The organism is Pseudomonas sp. FGI182 (assembly GCF_000511325.1).
Classification (GTDB): Bacteria; Pseudomonadota; Gammaproteobacteria; order Pseudomonadales; family Pseudomonadaceae; genus Aquipseudomonas; species Aquipseudomonas putida_Z.
The window spans coordinates 2,833,890-2,855,473 of record NZ_CP007012.1 but is presented as its reverse complement, the minus strand read 5'-3'; the positions used below and the strand labels follow the sequence as shown (position 1 = coordinate 2,855,473).

Annotated in this window: 24 protein-coding genes and 1 pseudogene; 9 read left to right on the top strand and 16 right to left on the bottom strand. The window is 64.3% G+C overall.

Annotated elements, in window-relative coordinates:
* The first annotated feature begins 1 nt into the window (after position 1).
* Genes C163_RS12570 through C163_RS12555 form a run of 4 tightly spaced genes read left to right on the top strand, consistent with a single transcriptional unit; the run spans position 2 to position 3,064 of the window.
* Positions 2–1,045, top strand: a complete 1,044-nt coding sequence (locus tag C163_RS12570; protein ID WP_025339088.1) for an acyl-CoA dehydrogenase family protein — start codon at positions 2–4, stop codon at positions 1,043–1,045.
* Positions 1,042–1,797 (top strand): PIG-L deacetylase family protein, encoded by a 756-nt coding sequence (locus tag C163_RS12565; RefSeq protein WP_025339087.1) that lies wholly within the window; start codon positions 1,042–1,044, stop codon positions 1,795–1,797. Before C163_RS12570 ends, C163_RS12565 begins: the two co-directional genes overlap by 4 nt.
* Positions 1,798–1,808: 11 nt before the next feature.
* A complete protein-coding gene (locus C163_RS12560; protein WP_025339086.1) occupies positions 1,809–2,408 on the top strand; it encodes a bifunctional 2-polyprenyl-6-hydroxyphenol methylase/3-demethylubiquinol 3-O-methyltransferase UbiG in 600 nt (199 codons plus the stop codon).
* Positions 2,405–3,064 carry a glycosyltransferase family 2 protein gene (locus C163_RS12555; RefSeq protein WP_025339085.1) on the top strand — a complete coding sequence of 220 codons (660 nt, stop codon included), beginning with the start codon at positions 2,405–2,407 and terminating at the stop codon, positions 3,062–3,064. The genes C163_RS12560 and C163_RS12555 overlap by 4 nt, the downstream gene beginning before the upstream one ends.
* A gap of 212 nt (positions 3,065–3,276) precedes the next feature.
* Here the strand turns inward: C163_RS12555 and C163_RS12550 are convergent, their stop codons facing one another.
* From C163_RS12550 to C163_RS12485, 12 genes and pseudogenes are all read right to left on the bottom strand, one after another.
* Positions 3,277–4,098 carry a Ku protein gene (locus C163_RS12550; protein ID WP_025339084.1) on the bottom strand — a complete coding sequence of 274 codons (822 nt, stop codon included), beginning with the start codon at positions 4,096–4,098 and terminating at the stop codon, positions 3,277–3,279.
* Between the two features lie 72 nt (positions 4,099–4,170).
* Positions 4,171–5,076 carry an SDR family oxidoreductase gene (locus C163_RS12545; RefSeq protein ID WP_025339083.1) on the bottom strand — a complete coding sequence of 302 codons (906 nt, stop codon included), beginning with the start codon at positions 5,074–5,076 and terminating at the stop codon, positions 4,171–4,173.
* 441 nt (positions 5,077–5,517) lie between these two features.
* Complete coding sequence (locus tag C163_RS27310) at positions 5,518–6,060, bottom strand: hypothetical protein (protein WP_025339081.1); 543 nt, start codon at positions 6,058–6,060, stop codon at positions 5,518–5,520.
* Between the two features lie 363 nt (positions 6,061–6,423).
* Complete coding sequence (locus C163_RS12525) at positions 6,424–7,011, bottom strand: nucleosidase (RefSeq protein ID WP_025339080.1); 588 nt, start codon at positions 7,009–7,011, stop codon at positions 6,424–6,426.
* Between the two features lie 56 nt (positions 7,012–7,067).
* Positions 7,068–8,174 carry a carboxylate-amine ligase gene (locus tag C163_RS12520; RefSeq protein ID WP_025339079.1) on the bottom strand — a complete coding sequence of 369 codons (1,107 nt, stop codon included), beginning with the start codon at positions 8,172–8,174 and terminating at the stop codon, positions 7,068–7,070.
* Between the two features lie 6 nt (positions 8,175–8,180).
* Entirely contained in the window at positions 8,181–9,134 is a 954-nt protein-coding gene (locus C163_RS12515) for a class I SAM-dependent methyltransferase (protein WP_025339078.1), read from the bottom strand.
* A complete protein-coding gene (locus C163_RS12510) occupies positions 9,134–10,468 on the bottom strand; it encodes an iron-containing redox enzyme family protein (RefSeq protein WP_025339077.1) in 1,335 nt (444 codons plus the stop codon). Before C163_RS12510 ends, C163_RS12515 begins: the two co-directional genes overlap by 1 nt.
* A 21-nt stretch (positions 10,469–10,489) precedes the next feature.
* Positions 10,490–10,687: a hypothetical protein gene (locus C163_RS12505; RefSeq protein WP_025339076.1), complete on the bottom strand. Its 198-nt coding sequence runs from the start codon at positions 10,685–10,687 to the stop codon at positions 10,490–10,492.
* Between the two features lie 60 nt (positions 10,688–10,747).
* Positions 10,748–10,867: pseudogene (locus C163_RS12500) on the bottom strand (general stress protein); the annotation flags it as partial.
* 205 nt (positions 10,868–11,072) lie between these two features.
* Complete coding sequence (locus C163_RS12495; protein WP_025339075.1) at positions 11,073–12,356, bottom strand: NTP/NDP exchange transporter; 1,284 nt, start codon at positions 12,354–12,356, stop codon at positions 11,073–11,075.
* A gap of 4 nt (positions 12,357–12,360) precedes the next feature.
* Complete coding sequence (locus C163_RS12490; protein ID WP_025339074.1) at positions 12,361–13,269, bottom strand: aldo/keto reductase; 909 nt, start codon at positions 13,267–13,269, stop codon at positions 12,361–12,363.
* A gap of 89 nt (positions 13,270–13,358) precedes the next feature.
* Positions 13,359–14,222: a Dyp-type peroxidase gene (locus C163_RS12485; protein ID WP_025339073.1), complete on the bottom strand. Its 864-nt coding sequence runs from the start codon at positions 14,220–14,222 to the stop codon at positions 13,359–13,361.
* 184 nt (positions 14,223–14,406) lie between these two features.
* Between C163_RS12485 and C163_RS12480 the strand changes: the two genes are divergently transcribed.
* Positions 14,407–15,300 (top strand): bile acid:sodium symporter family protein, encoded by an 894-nt coding sequence (locus tag C163_RS12480; RefSeq protein WP_025339072.1) that lies wholly within the window; start codon positions 14,407–14,409, stop codon positions 15,298–15,300.
* A 168-nt stretch (positions 15,301–15,468) separates the two neighbouring features.
* On the opposite strand, the gene C163_RS12475 is transcribed toward C163_RS12480, so the two are convergent.
* Complete coding sequence (locus C163_RS12475; RefSeq protein ID WP_025339071.1) at positions 15,469–15,936, bottom strand: sterol desaturase family protein; 468 nt, start codon at positions 15,934–15,936, stop codon at positions 15,469–15,471.
* A gap of 398 nt (positions 15,937–16,334) precedes the next feature.
* Here C163_RS12475 and C163_RS12470 point away from each other — a divergent pair, with 398 nt between their 5' ends.
* Together C163_RS12470 and C163_RS12465 are read left to right on the top strand one after the other, a co-directional pair.
* Entirely contained in the window at positions 16,335–17,048 is a 714-nt protein-coding gene (locus C163_RS12470; RefSeq protein ID WP_025339070.1) for an MgtC/SapB family protein, read from the top strand.
* A gap of 17 nt (positions 17,049–17,065) precedes the next feature.
* A complete protein-coding gene (locus C163_RS12465) occupies positions 17,066–17,575 on the top strand; it encodes a GNAT family N-acetyltransferase (RefSeq protein ID WP_025339069.1) in 510 nt (169 codons plus the stop codon).
* A gap of 133 nt (positions 17,576–17,708) precedes the next feature.
* On the opposite strand, the gene C163_RS12460 is transcribed toward C163_RS12465, so the two are convergent.
* On the bottom strand, positions 17,709–19,277 hold the full coding sequence (locus C163_RS12460; protein ID WP_025339068.1) for a sensor domain-containing diguanylate cyclase: 1,569 nt from the start codon (positions 19,275–19,277) through the stop codon (positions 17,709–17,711).
* Positions 19,278–19,429: 152 nt separating this feature from the next.
* On the opposite strand from C163_RS12460, the gene C163_RS12455 reads away from it, so the two are divergent.
* On the top strand, positions 19,430–19,930 hold the full coding sequence (locus C163_RS12455) for a DUF4142 domain-containing protein (protein WP_025339067.1): 501 nt from the start codon (positions 19,430–19,432) through the stop codon (positions 19,928–19,930).
* 8 nt (positions 19,931–19,938) lie between these two features.
* Positions 19,939–20,190, top strand: a complete 252-nt coding sequence (locus C163_RS12450; RefSeq protein WP_025339066.1) for a hypothetical protein — start codon at positions 19,939–19,941, stop codon at positions 20,188–20,190.
* A gap of 96 nt (positions 20,191–20,286) precedes the next feature.
* On the opposite strand, the gene C163_RS27485 is transcribed toward C163_RS12450, so the two are convergent.
* Both C163_RS27485 and C163_RS12445 read right to left on the bottom strand, forming a co-directional pair.
* Entirely contained in the window at positions 20,287–20,457 is a 171-nt protein-coding gene (locus tag C163_RS27485) for a DUF6021 family protein (protein WP_238066344.1), read from the bottom strand.
* A gap of 55 nt (positions 20,458–20,512) precedes the next feature.
* Positions 20,513–21,499, bottom strand: a complete 987-nt coding sequence (locus tag C163_RS12445; protein ID WP_025339065.1) for a DNA-binding protein — start codon at positions 21,497–21,499, stop codon at positions 20,513–20,515.
* Positions 21,500–21,584: the final 85 nt, after the last annotated feature.

The following is a 21,584-nucleotide window of genomic DNA, read 5'->3' as shown; positions in this document are numbered from 1 at the left end:
CATGAGCATCGTCCAGGATTTTGACCTGACCAACCTCGATCGCCTGCTGCGAGCTTTCAGCGAGCGGCAGCAACCGCTCAACCTGGATACCCAGTTACCGCAGCTGATTCAGGCACTGCAAGCCGACCACCTCGACCTGCTGCCCCTGCCCGGCCAGGGCAATACGCTACGGCGCTGGCAAACCCTGGCCCGGGTGGCAGGCTGCGACCTGGCCTTGGCCAAGCTGTACGAGGGCCACACCGACGCGTTGGCGATCCTTGCCGAATGCGCTGCGGCACACCACGCTGCCGAGGGTATATGGGGCGTGTGGGCCGCCGAACCGCCGGATGCCCGCGCCTGCATCGTCGCCCGTGATGGCGACCAGGTCCGCCTGGAGGGTCGCAAGGCCTGGTGTTCAGGCGCACTGCAGATCGACCGGGCGCTGATCACGGCCTGGGACCAGCACGACCAGCCCCAGCTGGTGGCCATCGAACTGTCCCATCCCAGCCAGGGCCTTGCCATAGACCGTTGGCAGGCCATCGGCATGGCCACCACCGCCAGTGTCGAAGTCGAATTCAACCACACCCCTGGCATCGCCATCGGCCGCCCCGGGCAATACCTGTCACGCCCCGGGTTCTGGCATGGCGGCGCTGGCATTGCGGCCTGCTGGTACGGCGCCGCCGAAGCCCTGGCAGACTACCTGCGCGAACACTGCCGCAACCCCCGCCCCGACCCACATGCCGATGCTCACCTGGGCGCGGTCGATGCAGCCTTGTACGGCGCCAGGGCGGCACTGCGCGAATGCGCGGCGTGGATCGACCGCCAGCCAGGCGCAGACGCCAGCTTCGAAGTGCGCCGCACCCGCGCCCAGGTGGAACAGGCCGTGGAGCAGGTGATCCACCACGTTGGCCGGGCGCTGGGCGCCACGCCTTTCTGCCGCGACAACCACTTTGCCCGGCTGAGCGCCGACTTACCGGTGTTTCTGCGCCAGAGCCATGCCGAGCGCGACCTGGCGGCGCTCGGCGAGCAGTTGGCGCAACGGCCGGCGGGAGTCTGGCAGCTATGAGGCAGAACCTGATCCAGGCGAACAGCGGTACGCCGTGGGCGGCCTGGCAGCAGGCCGCGCACCTGGCCAGGGCCACCTGGATCACCCCGCAGCAGCTGTGCCCGCCAGGCCGCCGCCTGGTGCTGCTGGCTCCGCACCCCGATGATGAAATTCTCATGGCCGGCGGGCTGCTGGCGGGCTTTCATGGCCGGGAAGACGACCTGGTGCTGATCTCCGCCACCGATGGTGAAGCCAGCCACCCCGGCTCTACCCACTGGAGCGAACACCGCCTGCGCCGGCAAAGGCCGCTGGAAAGCCGCCATGCGCTGCAACAGCTTGACCTCGACCTCGGCCGCCTGGACTGGCGGCGGCTCCACCTCAAGGACGGCGCGTTGCCACGTGACGAGGCGTTTCTGCTCAACCACCTGAGCCAGTTGCTCAGGCCTGACGACCTGCTGATGGCCACCTGGAGCGGCGATGGTCACTGTGACCACGAGGCAGTGGGCCGGGCTGCGGCGCAGGCGGCGCGGATGCGCAAGGTGCAATGCCTGGAGGTACCCGTGTGGGCCTGGCACTGGGCGCAACCGGACGACCCACGCCTGCCTTGGCCGCGGGCCCACCGCATCCAGCTGGACGAGGCCAGCCTGGCCCGCAAGCGCAAGGCCCTGGCCGCCCATGTCAGCCAGCTGGAGCCGGATGGCCAGCGCCCGCCCGTACTGCCGCCGAACTTGCTGGATTGTCTGCTGCAACCTTTCGAACTGGTGTTCCTGTAAATGGAGTTGTCATGAGCCTCGACCCACAGTATTTCGCCGACCTGTACGCCACCAGTGAAGACCCTTGGGCCTTTCGCACCCGCTGGTACGAAAAGCGCAAGCGCGAGCTGGTCATGGCCAGCCTGCCGCGCCAGTGCTACCAGCGCGTGTTCGAGCCGGCTTGCGCCAATGGCGAGCTGAGCGCGTTGCTGGCCGAGCGTTGTGCCAACCTGTTGTGCCAGGACCTGGACCCTACTGCGGTAGCGCTGGCCGGTGAACGCTTGGCTGGACTGAGCAATGTCTCGGTGGAACTGGCGCGGCTGCCCTCGGACTGGCCGCATGGGCATTTCGACCTGATCGTGCTGAGCGAGGTGGGTTACTACCTCGACCCGACCGACTGGTTGCAGGTGATCGAACAGTCGGTGGCCAGCCTGACCTACGACGGCGGTTTGCTGGCCTGCCACTGGAAGCATCCCATCGCCGGTTGCCCACAGGACGGGCGTGAAGTGCACCGCATGCTGGCCCGGCACCTGCCGCTGTATCTGCAGTTTCAGCATGACGAGGCGGACTTCGTGCTGGAGTACTGGGCCTCTCAGCCCAGCGTGGTCGACCTCGACGAGACCTGCCCATGATTGCCGTGGTGATCCCGGCCCACAACGAGGCCCGGCGCCTTGGGCGCTGCCTGCGGGCAGTACTGGCTGCCGCCCTGCAGGCGCAGCAGGCGGGGCACCAGGTGGAGGTGCTGGTGGTGCTGGACCGCTGCAGCGATGGCAGCGCCGCCGTGGCAAGGCGTTTCGGTGTACAGGTGCTGACGGTGGATGCCGGCAACGTCGGTATGGCCCGCCGGGTGGGCGCGGCATACATGCTCGAGCGCGGCGCGCAGTGGCTGGCGTGCACCGATGCCGACAGCCGGGTGCCAGCGCACTGGCTGCTGTCGCAACTGGCCTGCAGGGCCGAGGTGGTGTGCGGCACGGTTCACGTCGAGTACTGGCAACCCTGGCAGACAGCAGCCTTGCGCAAGCTGTACCACAGCCGTTACCAGGCACGTGAGGGGCATCAGCATGTGCATGGGGCCAATCTGGGGGTGTGTGCCGACGCCTATGATCGAGTGGGCGGCTTCCAGCCCCTGGCGGCGCATGAGGATGTGCAACTGGTCAGCGACCTGCAGGCCAGTGGTGCGCAGATCGTATGGACCGCCAGGCACAGCGTGGCCACCAGCAGCCGGCGCGACGGCCGCGCTCGCGAAGGGTTTGGTGATTATCTGGCGGGGTTGCAGATGCAGGTCTGATCCTGGTTCGCAAGCGGCGCGTACCCTGTGGGAGCAACTGTCTTGCTCAAATTCGAAAAGTTGGCGCGATCCCTGTGGGAGCGGCTTTAGCCGCGAAGAATTCAACGCGGTGCATGGCACCGGCTGCGCCGGTGTTCGCGGCTAAAGCCGCTCCCACAGGGGGCCGCGTTATGTACAGCTCCATGCGAGCTGGCTTGCGGTGACGATTCCTTTCACGACGCCTTGCGTGTCTTCTTCGCCGGCTTCTTGCCACCGAGGCTGCGCTTGAGCAGTTCGGTGAGGTCGAGGATGTCGGCGCTTTTCCCCGCTTCCGTCGCCTCGCCCTTCTCCACGGTCTCGATCTTGCCCTTGCTGGCCTTTTCTTCCACCAGGTCCATGATGGTCTGGCGGAAGGCATCGTGGTAATCCGCAGGCTTCCACTGCCCGCTCATGTCTTCGACCAACCGCTTGGCCATGTCCAGTTCGCGCTTGTCCACCTTGGCCTCGGTGACGCTGCTGTCCAGTTCCAGCGTTTCCAGCCCGCGCACTTCTTCGGGCCAGCGCAGGGTGATCATCACCAGCGCATCATCCAGCGGCCGCAACAGCGCCAGGTGCTGGCGGGTGTGCAGCACCACCGTGGCCAGCGCCACCTTGCCGGTTTTTGCCAGGGTTTCGCGCAGCAAGGCGTACACCTTGCCGCCACGGCGGTCGGGGGTAAGGTAGTACGGCGTGTCGAAGTGCTGCAGCGGGATCTCGCCAGCCTCCACGAAGGAAAAGATATCGATCGTCTGGGTCGCCTCGGGCCGGGCCTTGCGGATTTCCTCCTCGCTGATCACCACGTAGCGGCCCTTTTCGAACTCGACGCCCTTGACGATGTTGTCCTTGTCGATTTCCTTGCCGGTGACCTTGTTCACCCGCTTGTAGCCGACCGGTTCCATGCTGCGCTTGTCGAGCCAGTCGAAATCGACCCGCTCGGTGCGCACCGCGGTGTTGAGGGCCACGGGGATGTGCACGAGGCCGAAACTGATGGCGCCTTTCCAGATTGCCCTAGCCATGGAGGTGCTCCCAGGTTGCCTGCCAATACCTGAATCGACTGCAACGGGCGGCGAAGGTTTAGCCGCCCCGCCCTACGGCAGCGGGTTGCCGCCGGTCACGCCGAACACCTCGCCGGTGATGTAGCTGGACTCCTGGCTGGCCAGCAACACATACACCGGCGCACATTCGGCGGGCTGCCCCGGTCGCTTCATCGGTGTATGCGCGCCGAAGTCGGGGATTTTCTCCGGTGGCTGGCCGCCGCTGGGCTGCAGTACGGTCCAGATGGGGCCAGGGGCAACGGCATTGACCCGGATACCGCGCTCGATCACCTGCTTGGCCAAGGCCTTGGTGAAGGCAACGATCGCGGCCTTGGTGGTGGCATAGTCGAGCAAGGTGGCCGAAGGCTGGTAGGACTGGATCGAGGCGGTGTTGATGATGGTCGCCCCCGCCGGCATCAGCGGCACGGCCGCCTGGCACAGCCAGAACAGCGCGTAGACGTTGGTTTTCAGGGTGTGGTCGAACTGCTCGTGGCTGACCTGGCTGATGTCCTTGCGCGCCTCCTGCTTGCCGGCGACGTTGACCAGGATGTCCAGGCCACCGAGCTGTTCGTGGGCCTGGTCGACCAGTTCCTTGCAGAACTGCTCGTCCTTCAGGTCACCGGCAATGGCCACCACCTTGCGGCCTTCGGCTTCGATCAGCTTGATGACTTCGCGGGCATCGGGTTGTTCGATGGGCAGGTAATTGAGGGCAATGTCGGCACCTTCGCGGGCGAAGGCAATGGCCACGGCCCTGCCGATGCCCGAGTCCGCGCCGGTGATCAGCGCCTTGCGCCCCGCCAGGCGGCCAAAGCCCTTGTAGGTGGTTTCGCCGTGGTCTGGTTCGGGCTGCATGTTGGCGTCCAGCCCCGGTGCTGGCTGGCCTTGGGCCGGGAACGGAGGGTGCGGGTACTGGGTCAGCGGGTTCTGCATGCTGAACTGGTCGTGCGGTTTGCTGGGCATGGGGGCCACTCCTCTTGTGAAACCGGTGTTGGCCCATTCGCGGGCTTGCCCGCTCCCACAGGTATTGAAACTGGTGGCAGTCCTGTGGGAGCGGCAAGCCCGCGAAGGCCGTTCTACCGATTTCGAGGTAAACCGCCATCGATGGTTTTTTCCGACTGGCCCAAACACTGACCAGCGGTCGATACGTCACTCAAAGTGGCTAGTTCCGTACCTCAGCTGCGTCGACATCCGGTGCATCTGGCGCGTCTGGAGCATCTGGCGCGTCGTCCACATCCGCCCTTGCAGCGTCTCTGGCTGCATTGGCAGCGACTTTGGCTTCGTCCCTGGCGGCATCTGCCGTAGCCCTGGCAGCATCTCTGGCGGCATCAGCTTCGTCTCTGGCTGCGTCGCGGGCAGCATCTGCCGCGGCCCTGGCAGCGTCTCTGGCTTCATCTGCGCCGGCTAGGCCAGCAGCTTTTGCGGCGTCACGGGCTGCATCCGCCTCGGCTCTGGCAGCGTCTCTGGCGGCATCTGCAGTAGCTTTTGCCGCATCCCGGGCGGCATCTGCTTCAGCCCTTGCAGCGTCTCTGGCTGCATCAGCATCGTCTCGGGCTGCGTCCCTGGCGGCATCTGCCGCATCGTTGTCGTTGTCGTTGTCGTTGTCGTTGTCATGCGCATCGCCTGGGCCTCTGCCGGCCATGCCACCATGGTCACCATCGCCGGCCCCCGGGCCACCATGGCCGCCATGACCGCCACCGCCGTCACCGCCGTGACCACTGCCTCCGCCACCGCTGCCACCACCGTGACCGCCACCGCCTCCAGAGCCACCGCTGCCACCACCGTGACCACCGCCGCCTCCAGAGCCACCGCCGCCACTACCGTGACCACCGCCACCTCCAGAACCACCGCTGCCACCACCGTGACCGCCGCCACCTCCAGAGCCACCGCCACCGCCGCTGCCGCCGTGGCCACCACCACCGCCGCCGCTGCCACCGTCTTTGGCATACACACTGGAGAAACTACCGATATAGTCGGGCACCAGGACGGTCGAGGCCGACAGGACGCCACCTATTGCCAATGCCAACAAACATTTCTTGAGCAACATGATGCACCTCCGCTTGGAGTTGCGTCCTCATCTCCGTATCGAACGCAATGACCAATGTGTTCGCAACCGCCCATGGAGCGGACAGCCAACCGGCGCGGCCATAAATCTGCAGCGTCAGCGAGCAGCTTCGGTTTCGCACGATCCTTCAGAGCCAGTCAGCATCTTTGCGTGGGAAATATTCCCACATATTAAGACTAGTCCGGTTTGCCTGAGTTCCAAACACCGAATATCAGGCCAAGGCACGTGTCGGCGCCTGTCAGCAGTCACGCCTGGCTGAACAGCACCTGCCTGAAAGCCTCAGCCGCCAGGTGCACCTGCACCGCCCAGTCCTGCGCCGCGTCACTGCCAGCATCATCGGAAATGTATTTCAGGCACACGAACGGGATGCCTTCGCCGCGTGCGATCAGCGCCAGCACGTAGGCTTCCATGTCGACCACGTCATAAGGTGCATCGCCATGGTTGATCTCGAAGCTGTCACCACTGCCGCAAGTCTCCAGGGCCAGGCCGGGGATCTGCGACCCATGCTCCAGCACCACCGGGATATCCGACAGAGGCGTCTGGTAGCGGGCGAAGCCAAGCGGGGTCACATCCATGTCGCGCTGCACGAAGCGGGTACAGCACACAACCTCGCCCTTGCCATGGCGCTGGCTGCCGGCCGAGCCGAGGTTGACGATCAGCCTGGGCCGGCGCGCGGCAATGGCCTTGGTCAGGGCGATGGCGGCATTGACCTTGCCGATGCCGGTGAACACGGTGTTGACGTCAGCGAATACATCGCCGGCCTCGGCTTCGAGGGCGAAGACAAACAACGTGTCGTCCAGGGAAATGTCGGGGAATTGCTTGATCAGCATCATGGCGCAGGTGGTTCCGAGTGGCTGCGAAAGGCGCGGCCATTTTCGGCAAACCCCGACTAATTGCAAGCCCCGGCGGCCACCACGGCCCGTAACGCCTGCGCCCTGCCCAGGCCGGCAGCGCTGGCCTGAGCCAGGCATTGCAGTTGCTGATCGGCATGGGTGCCGTCACGCAGCAGGCGTTGTGCATGGTGGAAGGCGCGCTCGGCGTCTGCGGTGTCGATCGGCAACTGCTCCTGCAACTGGGCCAACCAACCTTCGGCCGTGACCGGCTGTTGCTCATGCAGGCCAATGAACTCGCCCTGGCGCCCATGACGCATGGCGCGCCAGTAGTTTTCCTGCGTGATCCAGCGCTGTTCGCGGTTGCAGGCCGCCGGGTCATGCCGGTACACGATGCTGTGCTCCACCAGGTGACGAAACAGCGCAGCGATGCACAGCGCGTCCTCCAGCCGCGGGCAGCCATCGCAGATGCGCAGCTCGACCGTCGGGAAACGCCGCGAAGGCCGGATCGCCCACCAGAAGTCGCCATCCGCGGCCAGCGACCCTGTGCGTTGCAGCAATGCACGGTAGCGCTCGTAGGCGGCCCAATCCGGCAAAGGCTCGGGCAAGCCCATGTGCGGCCACTCCCCGCAAATCACCCGCCGATAGCTCATGTAGCCGGTGCACTGGCCTGCCCACAGCGGGGATGACGCACTCAGCACCAGCAACAGGGGCAACCAGCCCAGTACGCGGTTGATCAATTGCATGCGGTCGCAACCTGGCGGTACGCCCACGTGTACATGCAGGCCGTTGAGCAGGCTGCGCCGCGCCACATGCCGGTAGTCAGCGAACAGTTGCTGGTAGTGCGCCGGGGTAGCAGGTTTCTGCCGCAGCCAGGCTGCATTGGGGTGGCTCGCCGCACCGTACAGGCCCATGCCCTCTTCGGCCAGCGCTGTGTTCAGCTGCTGGCGGCTGTGCTGGAAGAACTCGCGTGCCTCGAACAGGTTGGCGAACACCGGCGAGGCCACCTCGATCTGGCTGCGGAACATTTCCTGGGCAAAATGCTGGCCCAAGGTCTCCTTGCAACGCTCCAGCACGGCCGGCGAAGGTGTAGCTGGCACCTGTCCTGTGTCCAGGTTCACCAGCAGGTATTCTTCCTCGATGCCGAACGTGCAGGGTCGGGCCATGCTGCCTCAGCTGTTGCGGGTAACTGTGAGCACCACCGCGGCGATGCGCTCGACCTGCTCGTAACCGGGTTCGTTCAGTTGCTCGCCGAACACGTCCGGGTCGATTTCCCGATACACCCAGGACCATGCCGGGCCCGCCAGGCGCAGGCGAATGGCTTCGAGCAAGGCGTCCCGGCCCTCGACGATCGCCACGCCGGTATACAACAGTAGCGAGCCCCCCGAGCCGAGCCGCTCGCAGGCTTGTTCGACGATCCGCAGCGAAAGCTGCGCGCCGAGCGAACCGCCGCCATGCCGATAGGTACGTTCGCTGGCATCGAGCATGTACGGCGGGTTGGCAACGATAAGGTCGAACAGCCCGGTAATGCCGCCGAGCAGGTCACTTGGCTCCACGGACACATTGCTCAGGCCCGCCAATGCCGCGTTGATCGCGGTGTAACGCAGCGCGAGCGGGTTGATATCCACGGCGCTGACCTGGGCATGGGGAGCCGCCCGGGCAATCAGCAAGGCGCCGACACCCGTGCCGCAACCGATATCCACGGCATGCTCGACACGCTTCGGCGTGCGTTGCAGGTGATCATGAATGACTTGGGCGAAACGGTAACTGTCGGGGCCGAAAAACACCGCGTCGGATTGTTGGGTGGGGTACGCAGAGTGCACCAGCAGCAGGTCGTCGAGCGTGGACCAGCGCACGCGGCTGATCAGCAAATCACCGTGCTCCTCGAGTACCTGGGCCTGCCGCATCTGGTCCAGCTCATCGGCAGAAACCAGTGACGATCGGAACGGACGGTTCCAGCCGAACACATCGCGCACTGTCCTGGCCTGCCCGGCTTCCGGGCGCGCATTCACGCGAGCATGGGTTGCCGGGGTGACGCAGGTGAAGCGGTAGCCGTCGGCGCGCAGGCGCCTGCCCAGTTGCAGCATTGCCTGGTCAGCCTGGGTCTGTTGCGGATCGAGCAGCATCAGCGGGTCATCTCCTGAACAAGGCCGGTAGCACGCATATAGCGCCGAGTGGCCAGCAAGCCTTCCGGTGTTGCATGGCGGTTACCGGACATCGTGTCGATCAACGTCTCGATATCGGCGTCCGCGGCAGGAGTCGAAAGCGCATCATCCGATTGCACTTGCACCTCCCAGCTGCCAGGCAGCACGCGGCGCCCCCGGGCTTGCCAACCTGCCGCGATCCAGTCGTGCCATAGTTGTTTTTCATACGCTGTGAACACGCCATACATCGGTGCCGAGGGGCCGTCGATGAGCCCCCACCAGCGGCTGTTGGCGGGTGCTTCACCACGGCGGATCCAGCCCTGCGCCTGCAAGGCCTGCAGAAACGCGGGCATGGCGCCGGGTTCGGCCAGCCATTGGTTGACGGTACGCTTTTGCAGGCGGCAATGGTCGGAATGCATGAACTGGCCAAAATTGCGCTTGTGCTCCAGTGCCGACAGCAATTCGGACTCAAGATCGAAGCTGCTGATCAGGCTGGGTGTATCAAGCCCCAGGTCGTTCAAGCGGTAGCCACTGCGTACCCGCTGGTAGAATTGGCCAGCGTCGTCGACCGGGCAGAGTTGGCGTAGCGCCTGGATGGACAAATGCGCATGCCCGCTGGCCGCGTTATCGATGGTCACGTGAAGCTGGAAATAATGGCCATCTATGCCCAATTCCGCCAGTTCGTAGGTGGTGATCAGCAGATGCAACGGTGGTTGTTCATAGCCCAGGTTGTAGCCGATCAGCTCGGGAAGGAAATCATCGCCGTGGCGCCCCAATGCCAACTGCAAGGCGCCCTGCAGGTAACGCTGGTCGTCCAGTTCAGGCATACCCAGGCAACCCAGCCGGCTCAACAGCCGTTGGTAGATCAGCACATGGTTGTAGCGCGGATCACCGCCGCCCAGTTCTTCCAGGTAGGTGCGAATCAGGCCGTGATAGCGCGGATCGCCCCACTGTCGCAAGGTACTGTGCAGCCATGCCCCGTCCACTGCCTTGGTGGGCGCCACTTGTTGCAGGAACCACAGCGCCTGGGCGCGGTTGGCAAAATAGCGCCGCGGCGCGCCTTGGCCGCGTTGCTCGAGGTAACTGGCATAGGCCTCGGCCACCTGGTTTGCATGGCTAGCGCTCCAGGCTTCCAGCTGAGCAGGATCGGCAGGCAAGTCATCCGGCAAATGCTGCGCGCGTACCAATTGTTCGCTCAGCCACGCCGCGCTCGTGGTGTCGTGGGCCACGAGCAACTTGTTGTAACGCTCCTTCAGGCTTGGCCCATTTGCCGAAGCTGGTATCACCGCGGCGGTCTTGCGGGTCATTACCGTCATGCCGTAGTCCTTGTCCGCGTTTTATTGGCTGGGTTTCTGGCCACGCATCGGCTCAGGGTCCGGCGCAGGTTGGGAAGCAGGTTTGTCGCCGGGTTGCTGCATCTGCAGCGAAGGTTTGCTCTGGTCGGCATCCTTTGCCGGGTGGTCGTTGTCCCGGTCGAAACAGCCACCCAGCAAGCCAAGCGTGCCCACCAGCGCTATCAGAGGGATCAATCGCATGGGGTTCTCCTCATGTGCAGAATCGCAGTGCCCGATCGCCCGGGCACTGCGTAGCCTCACTTACGAACGGCCGCCCTTGCGGCCCGATTCGCTGGTACGGCCACCACCGGATTGCTGGCCGCCCTTGCGCCCAGCTTCGGAGGCTTTTTCGCGGTCATTGGCAAAGTTGCCCGGGTTCTTGTTGCCACCCTGGCTGCCTTGCTGGTTGCCGGTGCGGCTGTTCTCTTTGTTGGCCATGGTCTTAAACCTCGTATGACTTCGGAATGCACGGCATTACCTGCCGTACACCAGTTGGGAGTTCGGTCATTTCGGCGGATTCGGTTTAATGCGAAGCGTTCGGACCAACGGCATTAAATAAGCGGCATCAGCATATTTGGCGCGCCTGTCAGTCGCGCGATGTGGTGTCCAGGCGTGCCTGTCGCCTTCCCAGCAAACCTCCGGTCATCGCCCAGCCCAGGGCAATCAGCGTACCGATCAACATCGCCAGTTGCGGGTACTCGCCCATCACATCCAGCCCCCGCTTGACCCAGCCGCTGAGCGCGTCGCCGCCGCGGTAGACCACGGTGTCGATGAAGTTCTTGGCCTTGTACTTGTCCTCGGCGGGCAGCACTGTGAACAGCATCTCCCGCCCCGGCCGCACCAGAGCGTACTCACCGGCCCGGCGCACCACCATCACCACCACGAACACGGCGAACACCGGGGCCAGTGCCAGCCACAGGAAGCCCGCAGCCATCACCAGCGGCACCGCCACCAGCAGCACGCCCACCCCCAGGCGGCGGGCCAGGCGCCCGGTGAGGAACACCTGGGTGAGGATGGCCAAGGCCTGTACCACGGTGTCGATCAGGCCGAACACCTGGGTTTGCCGGGTACGGTCGGTGAAGGTTTCACTGACGATGCGTGCCTGTTCGAAATACAGGAAGGTGCTGACACTGGCGAGCAACACCACGAACAGGGCAATGCCCAGCAGGTAGGGCGAGCGCAGTACGGCAGTGGCACCGGCAAACGGGTTGCCGCCCAGTGGCCGGGAACCTGCCCGCTCGGCTTGCGCCGGCAGTGGATGCCGCGTTCGCCAGCGTTGCAGGTACAACGTGGCGCCGATGCTGCCCAGCAGCAACGCTGCGGCCAACACCAGCAACCCGGCATGGCCCAGCGGCGCCACCAGCAGCGTGCCCAGGATGGGGCCACTGAGCCCACCCAGGCTGGCCCCGGCCGCCAGCAGGCCGAACAGGCGCTTGCCTTGCGCGGTGGAAAACAGGTCGGCGAGCACGCTCCAGGCCAGCGAGATGCTTAGCAGGTTGAACACCGACAACCAGATGTAGAAGGCCCGAGCCGTCCACGAAGCTTCCGGATTGCTGGCAAACAGCACGGCGAACAGCAGCAGGTTGCTGGCGAAGAAGCCGTAGGTCCAGGGCAGGATGTACCGGCGCTGCACCTTGGAGGCCAGCCAGCCAAACAACGGCAGGCACGCCACGGTGGCGATGAAGGTGCCGGTGAACAGCCATTGCAGGTTGTCCACGCCACCGGCAACGCCCATGGTTTCGCGCACCGGGCGCAGCATGAAATAGCCAGTGAACAACAGGTAGAACAGCAGCAAACCGGCGATCACCGCCGGCCCTTCGCCGGGCTGGATGTTCAGCCCCTGGTCCAGGCGCCGCCGCCAGGCTGCCATGGTGTCAGGCAAACTGCTTGATCAGCGCCTGTTGCTGCGCCTGGGTCAGCAACGACCCGTGCCCGGCCTTGAACTGGTCAAGTTGGCGCTCGGGCCGGCTGGTTGCGGGGATGACCGTGGTCACCGCCGGGTGACTGATGGCGAACTTCAGAAACAGCTGCGCCCAGCTGCCGATACCCGCCTCTGCGGCCCAGCCGGGCAAGGCCTGGTCCTTCACCCGGGCGAACAGGCGGCCATCGTCGAATGCCCGGTTGATCAGCACGGCGACGCCCTTGTCCTGGCACAGCGGCAGCAGTTCGCGGGCGGCGTCGGGGGCATTGACCGAGTAGTTGATCTGGATGAAGTCCAGAGGTTCGCTGCGCACGATGCGGGCGACCTCGTCCTGGCCACTGTTCAGGTAATGGGTGATGCCGACATAGCGGGTCTTGCCCTGCTGCTTCAACTCGCGGGCATAGGGCAGCTGGGCCTGCCAGTCGCGCAGGTTGTGGATCTGCAGCAAGTCGACCTTGTCGGTGCGCAGGCTCTCGAGGCTGCCGGCCCATTGCGCTTCGGCGTCTGCCCGGCTGTCGGCGGCGATCTTGGTGGCGATGAAGCACTGCCGGTGCCAGCCGCCCTCTTCCAGGAGCTGGCCGAGAATGCTGTCGGCGCCGCCGTAGTTGGGCGAGGTGTCGATGACCCGGCCACCGCCTTCGAAGAACGCCTTCAGTACAACTTTCAGCTGCTGGTACTGGGCCGAACCGGCTTGCACTTCGAAACTGCCGGAGGTACCGGCACCGATCACCGGCAGCGCTTCACCGGTGCTCGGCACGTTGCGGGTCAGCAAGCCCGCCGGGGCAGCGGCGTGCAACCAGGGGCTGGCGGCCAGCAAGCCCAAGGTAGCACCCGCACGTAGGACATCACGACGTGCGTACATGGAAAAGCTCCCGTCACGAAGCGGAAACTTTCAAGGCTAGCCGCTGTACCCCGCTGCGTCCGGTGTTTCTGTATCTGGATGTTTAGCGATCAGGCTTGCAGCAGCAGGCTCAGGTCGACACCCGTCTCGCTCATGGGCGGGCACCAGTAGTAACCACCGGTCAGTGGCCGGCTGAAGCGGTACAGGCCGTCGATGATGCCGTCCTCCAGGCCGCTCATGCGCCGCAGCTGCACCTCGAACGCATCGAAGCTGTGGCCCAGGGCCACGAACGCCAGGCCAGCGCCACGTTGGTCTGCCCAAGCCACCGAACGACGGACGATGAACGCTTCTGGTTCGAAGCTTTCCTGGGCCGTGCGCTTGACGTGGGCGGACTCGGGGGCGTCCTCGAGCTCTTCGTTGTCGCTGAGGCGACGGCCGATGATGTTGTCCTGGTCGGCCTGGGGCAGCGACTTGAAGTACTCCAGGTCGTGCTTCCACAACTGGAACGCGGCAAAGCTGGAGCCATCGGCGCCAATGGCCGCTTGCACGGCCTCTTCGTCCACCGGGTTTTCGGTGCCGTCCTCATAGCCGGTCAGGTCATGGCCGCCACGGTGCAGGAAGCCGTCGACGCTGTCGGCCAGGCGCAGGGCCGGTGCCAATGCCAGCTCCAGGGCCTGGGCCCGCAGCAGCAAGTCGCCGCGCTCGTTGCCGCGCAGCCACAGCCACAGGGCGTGTTGGGTGCTGGGGTTCTCCACTGCAGCATCCAGCTGCGGGAAGGCGCGCAAGCCAGGTACTTCACGGCCCAGGGCCTTGGCCAGCGGGGCGCCGACACCCAGGATCAGCTGTTCGCCATCGACCTGCGGCAGCAAGGCATCCAGCGCGGCAGGCAGGGCCTCGGGCGACTGCAGGGTGAAGAACAGGTGACGGGCGTGGGCCGGCACCGGGGTGGCAAGCAGACCTTGCTGGAACGGCATGACAGGCTAATCCTCGGTAAAAACGGGAATGCTACTGCGCCTGCAGGCCTACTGCAACGCGGCATACAGCCTCGCTGGCCGCTGCGCTTGGTAACAAACGGTTACCAAGGGCTGGCGCTTTGCAATTAGCTATCAATCAGGGCCGACCTACACTGCTCGGGATCCTTCGCCCGAGAGACCGCCCATGACTGCCTCACCTTTGCTCACCGCCTTTCTGCCGCTGGCCCTGGGCATCATCATGCTCGGCCTCGGGTTATCGCTGACCCTGGCCGACTTCGCCCGCGTGGTGAAATACCCCAAGCCGGTGGTGGTAGGCCTGGTTTGCCAGATCCTGCTGCTGCCGCTGGTGTGCTTCCTGATTGCCAACGGCTTTGGCCTGGAGTCGGCCCTGGCGGTGGGGTTGATGTTGCTGGCCGCCTCGCCTGGCGGCACCACGGCGAACCTGTTCAGCCACCTGGCCCATGGCGATGTGGCGTTGAATATCACCCTGACGGCGGTCAACTCGCTGATCGCGATCCTGACCATGCCACTGCTGGTGAACCTGTCGCTGAGCTGGTTCATGGCATCGGACCAGGCCATACCGCTGCAATTTGCCAAGGTGATGCAGGTGTTCGCCATCGTCCTGCTACCGGTGGCGCTGGGCATGCTGGTTCGCCGCTTCGCACCCGCTTTTGCCGCGCGTATGGAGAAGCCGATGAAGCTGGTGGCCGCGTTGTTCCTGGCGTTCACCATCGTCCTGGCGCTGGCCAAGGACTGGCAGACCGTGGTTGCGTACGCGCCGGTGGTGGGCCTGGCCGCGCTGCTGTTCAACCTGCTGAGCCTGAGCGTGGGCTACTGGGTGCCGCGCCTGTTGAACATTCCCAAGCGCCAGGCGATTGCCATCGGCATGGAGATCGGCATCCACAACGGCACCTTGGCGATTGCCCTGGCATTGAGCCCTTCGCTGCTGAACAACGCCACCATGGCGGTGCCGGCGGCGCTGTACAGCCTGATCATGTTCTTCACCGCGGCGGCGTTTGGCTGGTGGGTGAGCCGCGGGCATGTGGCGGCGCAGCCCAAGGGTGAAACAGTGAACTGAGGGCCTTTCCACGTACCCTGTGGGAGCGGGTTTACCCGCGAAGAATCCAACTCGGTGCATGGCACCGGCTGCGCCGGTGTTCGCGGCTGAAGCCGCTCCCACAGGGTCCCTGCTGACTCAATGAGTCATTTGCAGTTGCATCATCGTGGGCTGCTCTGCCAGTCCCTGTCACAACTGGCTGCGCTTACGCCGCAACTGCTGTTTCAGCACCTTCAACGGCGGTGCATAGAAAAACCCGAACGACACACTCCCCGTCCGCCCCTTCACCGCATGGTGTAACCGGTGCGCGCGGTGCAAACGCTTGAGGTAGCGGTTGACCGGCCGTGGCTTGTGTGGCCAGTGCCGGTGAAAGAAACCGTCGTGGGCCACGACATACAGCACGCCGTACCCCGCCACCCCGCCACCCACCCACTGCAAGGGCGCAAGGCCACCCTTGCCCAAGGCCACCAGCAGCGTGGCAATCAGCCCCAGGGCCACCAGGTACAGGTCATTGGTTTCGAGCATGCCCAGTTGCGGCTCATGGTGCGAGCGGTGCAGCCACCAGCCCCAGCCATGCATGATGTACTTGTGAGCCAGCGTGCCAACGCCCTCCATGGCCACCAGGGTGCCGAACAGCACGGCGAGATTGAACAGCATGGAACGGTCCGGGGGATGGCAAGGGAAGGCGCAAGGGTACCGATTGCCCGCATTTTTTTCCATGCAGGCGTGACCGGTAGCAGGCCCATTGCGGATGAAGCCATTGTCATGTTTTTGCCCTTGACCTGGCCTGCCACGGGGCGTAAGGTCCGCGGCGCAATTTTGCATCCCTGAACAGGAGATCTGCATTGGACAGTAGCCCCAGTCGCATGCGACAGGCCCACGTGGCGCGCTAGTCCGGCAGTGTCTCTGCACTGTCTGGCCGGCCTGGCAAGACGGTGGTTTCTTGTAATCCCCCTCTTCTTCCTCCCCCTTCGTGGTCCTGCGCATTTTCTGGTTTTTCAACCGCGCCAGCTGATGGCGTTCTTGCGGGCGTGTGCCCGTGGAAGAGGTTTGCTATGGATTGGAAAGTATTTCTGCTGCGTGTCAGCATCGCCCTGCTGCTGGGGGCGCTGATCGGCGCCGAACGTCAACTGCGCCAGCGCCTGACCGGGCTGCGCACCAATGCACTGGTCAGCACCGGTGCCTGCCTGTTCGTGCTGATGACCCAGGCGGTGCCGGGCATGGCGCCCACCGATGCGTCGCGTATCGCCGCGTACGTGGTATCGGGCATCGGTTTTCTTGGTGGCGGCGTGATCATGCGCGACGGGTTCAACGTACGTGGCCTGAACACCGCCGCCACGCTGTGGTGCACGGCCGCGGTCGGCGTGCTGTGCAGCCTCGGGCTGCTGCTGGAAGCGACGCTGGGTAGCCTGGTGGTGCTGTGTGCCAATATCCTGTTGCGTGACATTGCCCAGCGCCTGGACCGCCAGGGAGTGGTGCCGGCGAGCGAGGTGGAACAGCACTTCGAGGTGCGCATCGTCTGCCGCGCCGAGGACGAGATCCAGGTCCGCAGCCTGATGTTGCATAGCCTGGGCGACCCGCAGCTGCGCCTGCAGTCACTGCACAGCGAAGACCTGGCGAACCCCGCACGCCTGGAAGTACGCGCCGAACTGCTCGGCACCGCGCAGGCACCAGCACAACTGGAGCGGTTGGTCAGCCGGGTCAGCCTGGAGAAAGGTGTAAGCTCGGTGCGCTGGCAATTGCAGCCGCAGGTGCTGGCGGCAGACTAGAACGAAAGGACTTCTTCATGCGCATTCGCCCTACCCTCGAGCAAGACATTCAATGGCTGCCGGGCGTCGAACGCTCGGCTGCCCAGGCCTTTGCCGCCCGGCCGGCGCTGGCATGGCTGGCGCAAGGAGATGTGATGGACTGCGGCACCCATCAGGCATTTGTCGAAGCTGGCGGGAGCTGGGTGGCCGAGGGGCCGGATGGGCGCATTCTGGGGTTTGCCTGTGCCCGGTTCGAGGATCAGGCGCTGCATCTTCATGAAGTTTCGGTGCGTCGGGAGGCCCAGGGGCAAGGCGTCGGGCGCAAGCTGCTGCAGCAGGTGGCCGATGCGGCGCGCCAGGCGGGGGTGCGGGAGCTGACCTTGACCACCTTTGCCGATGTGCCGTGGAATGCGCCGTTCTATGCGCGGTTGGGGTTCGAGGTGATTGATGAGGGGCTGCTGGATGCACGCTTGCAGCAGATTCTGGCCGAGGAGCGTGCTCATGGGCTTGAGGGCCGTTGTGCGATGCGCCTTGGCGTAGATAACTAGACCCCCGGGGCTGCTTTGCAGCCCATCGCCGGCAAGCCAGCTCCCACAGGGACCGCGCATTGCCAAAGAGATGCACATTACCTGTGGGAGCTGGCTTGCCGGCGATGGGGCCGGTACAGGCAACCCAAAGCCTTCATTCCTCTACACTCACCACCGAACTTTCTGCCACACAATACCCATCCCGCCCCTGGCGCTTGGCTTGGTACAGCGCCGCATCCGCTGCCGCCATCAGGCGCTCGGCCGTCACTCCCTCCCGCGCCAGGTCACCCACGGCAATCCCCGCACTGAACGACACCCGCCCCAGTGGGCTGCCCGCATGCTCCAGCGGCTGCCGACGCAACAGCTGTTGCACTTCCTGCATCAGCAGTTCCGCCCCGCGAACATCGGTATCAGGCAGCAGCAATGTGAACTCCTCGCCGCCATAGCGTACAGCCAGGTCGGCCGGCCGCTTCAGTGCCTGCTGCAGCACCTCGGCAAAGCGCCGCAGACACTGGTCGCCCGCGGGATGCCCGTATCGGTCGTTGTAGGCCTTGAAGTAATCCAGGTCGAGCATCACCAGCGCCAGCGGATAGCCCTGGCGTCGCGCCCGGCGCAGCTCCGGCTCGAACACTGCATCCAGCCGCCGGCGGTTACCCAGGCCGGTCAGGCTGTCGGTCAGTGCCAGGGCCTTCAGGGTCTGGTGTGCCTGGTGCAGCGCCCGCTCGATGACGATACGCTCGCGCAACTGGCGCAACACCACGCCACCAAAGGCCGCCAGCCCCACCAGCAACAGCAGCAAGACCGCCACCGACTTGATCGCATCGTGTCGCCAGGGCGCAACGATCGACTCCCGCGACAAGCCCGCCTCCACTACCAACGGGTAGCTGCCCAGCGCGCGAAAGCCATACAGCCGTGGCGTGCCGTCCACCACGGCGACCGCCTCGGCCACCCCTTCGCTTGCATACGGCAGGTGCTTGCGGAAGATCTCGCTGCTGCTCAGGCTGCGGCCCACCACCTGCTCGACGAACGGCCGCCGTACCAGGATGGTGCCGTCGCGCTTGGCCAGCACCAGCGCGCCACGTTCATCGATCTTGAAGTCGCCGTAGTAGCGCACGAACCACTCCACCTTGATGGTGCCCAGCAACACCCCGGCGAAGCTGCCATCGGCATATTGCAGGCGCCGTGAAATGGGGATGATCAGGTCGCCAGTGGAACGGCTGCGCACCACCGAACCGATGTGTACCCCACGGTCGGTATGGTCGCGGTGGTAGATGAAGTAGTCGCGGTCGGCATTGTTGGCATTGGGCGGGACCACCGCCTGGTCGGTCACGATCCAGCTGCCATCCGGGCCATACACGAACAACCCGTGCAACTGCGGCATGATGCTTTTCTGCTGCACCAGCAAGGTATGCAGACGCGGCCGGTCGATGTGCTCGAAGCCGTCGCCTTCCAGGCGCTCGGCCAGCGCCGCGGTAATTGCGTCGACCTGGCGGATGGCGTCTTCGGCATGCTGCGCCGTGGCCCGGGCCAGGTTGGTGACCATGTTTTCGGCGTTGGTGAAGGCGTGCCGGTAGTCGCGCCAGATACGCCAGCCTTCCACCACGACGAAGGTCAGCATCACCACCAGCATGAACGCCAGTACCAGGCGGAACAGCGCCACGGCGCGGCCCTCGCCTGTTATCGCGAAGAACCCGTCTTCATCCTGTTTCCTGGCTGCACACATTGAAATCCCTAGCCATACCGCGTTCGCCGCCTTTCACTATAGTTCAGCACCACCTGGGCGCAGCCGGCCAGGAAAAAGATTAAACCTTTGCCGCCCATTCACCCTCAACCGTACGCGACACTGAGGTCGCGCCACGGTTTAAGGAGTGAAGCATGAGCAGTCTCTTCATCAAGCGCGTCGGTTTTTCCATGGTGTTGGGCCTGGCATCGGTACACGCGATGGCAGCGAGTTCCGATGACTTCGTCGAAGCGGCCACCGAGGCCGGTATTGCCGAAGTGGTCACCGGCAAGCTGGCTCTGGAAAAAACTCAGAATGCCGAAATCAAGACCTTCGCCCAGCAGATGGTCACCGACCACACCCAGGCCAATCAGAAACTCGGCGACATCGCTCGCAAGCTCGATATATCCGTACCCGATGAGGCGGCAATAACCGACAAGGTCAAGAAAATGATCCTGGAATGGCGGGAAGAGTCGTTCGACAAGTCCTACGTCAACAACCAGGTCGAAGCTCACGAAAATGCGGTGGAGCTGTTCAAGAAGGAAGCGGCATCGTCCGACAAGGCTGAATTGAAGGCCTTTGCCAGCGAAACCCTGCCCAAGCTAGAACAGCATCTGGAGCATGCCAAGGCGCTTCAGGCCAAACACGCCAAGTGAGGCCCGCCATGAGTAACGATGCATTGAAAGCCGAAGTGCTGACTCGCCTGCTGCATGCTCACCCCCAGGGTCTCGGCAAGGAAGTGCTGGACAACTACCGGGGCGAGAAGGCCGTGGCCGGTATGCTCAAGACGCTGCAGGAGGCCGGTTTGATTCAGGATGGCAGCGTGGCGGTGAGCAGCGACCATCAGATCAGCGTGAACTACCCCATCAAACTCTCGGCTGCGGGCGTGGAGGCAGCCAGGCGGGCAGAGTCCTGAGTCAAGCGAGCGTAGCTTGCCTGAGACAGCCTGCCCCAAGCAGTGCCGTGTTGATCGCGGGGGCCGCTTAGCGGCCCTTTGCGACAAATGCTACCTTCACGGTGATTTTTCGACGTCCCGCGGTGGCTTGGCAGGCCCTTGAGGGTCGACTTGCGGATCCTCCACATCTGGCGAATCGGGGTCGAAACCCAAGTCCTGGCGTTTGTTCGCCTGCTCGGACGAATGGGGCCCTTGGGGATGTTTTTCTGGCTGTTGTGGTTCAGGCATGAGGCTTTCTCCGGTGAGTGTCTAGGGAAGAAACCACCGGCCAGGAAAAGTTTGATTAATCTGTATCCACAGCTAGTTGGGCACGGCATTGAACCAACGCTTCATCACGTTGCTTCAGCTGCTCCTCGAGCTGCTGCAGCTGGCGAGCCTGTACCGTGCACAAGTCGCGCCTGGCCTCCAGATTCTGGGCCTGCACATCCAGCTGCCGACGCATTTCCTCGCTGGCACCCTGCGCCTGGGCCAGGATCGTGCGCAAGCCCTGGATCTGCGCATCACGCTGTTCCAGTAATTCATCCTGCGCCCTGCAGGCGCTGGCAGCCTGGCGATGCTCACCCAGCAAGCGCTCGTTGTCGCGGTGCAGGCGGGTCAGCTCGTCCTGCTTGACGATCATGCCCTGCTGCAGTTGGCGTACTTCCACCTGCAACTGTTGCAGTTGCGCTTCGTGGCGGCGCTGTTCCTGTTCACGCTGTTCGCGGCTGGCGTTGCGGTAGTGTTCCAGCGCATCGCGGGCATGACGGTGCTTGTCTTCCAGTGATTTGACCTGCTCGTCCTTGTCGGCCAGGCGCACCTGCAGCTCGCCCAGCGATTGGTTGAGGCTGGCACTGCGCAGCTGTTCGGCCTGCAGGGTGCTTTGGGTGGAGAGCAGTTTCTCCGATTCGGCCGCCAGCGCGGCCGCGTCAATCTGATGCTGCTGATGCGCCGCAGCCAGTGCCTGCTGGGCAATCGCCAGCTGCGCCTCCAGTTGTTCGCGCTGTCGAGTGAAGGCGCTTTCGGCCTGCTCGATCTTCAGGTCGGCCTCGTCCTGCAACTGGGTTGCCAGCTGCCCGACCATTCGGCTCAGCACGTCGCTCAGCGCAATGCCGCCCTCGGAGGCCACAGGCTGCTGGCCATTCAACTCTTTCAGGTAGCGGTGAATCGTGGTCTTGGAGCCGGTGTTGCCCAGTTCGATACGTATGGCATCGATGCTGGGGTTCTCGCCCCGGGCAATCAGCGCCTGACGCGCCTGCTGCACTACAACCTTGTTGATACCGCCCCGGGCCATGCTTGCTCCTACGATTTTGTAACGTGTTATGTACCATGTAATTACGTACCAATTATGGAGACATGCCATTGCCCATGCAAACATT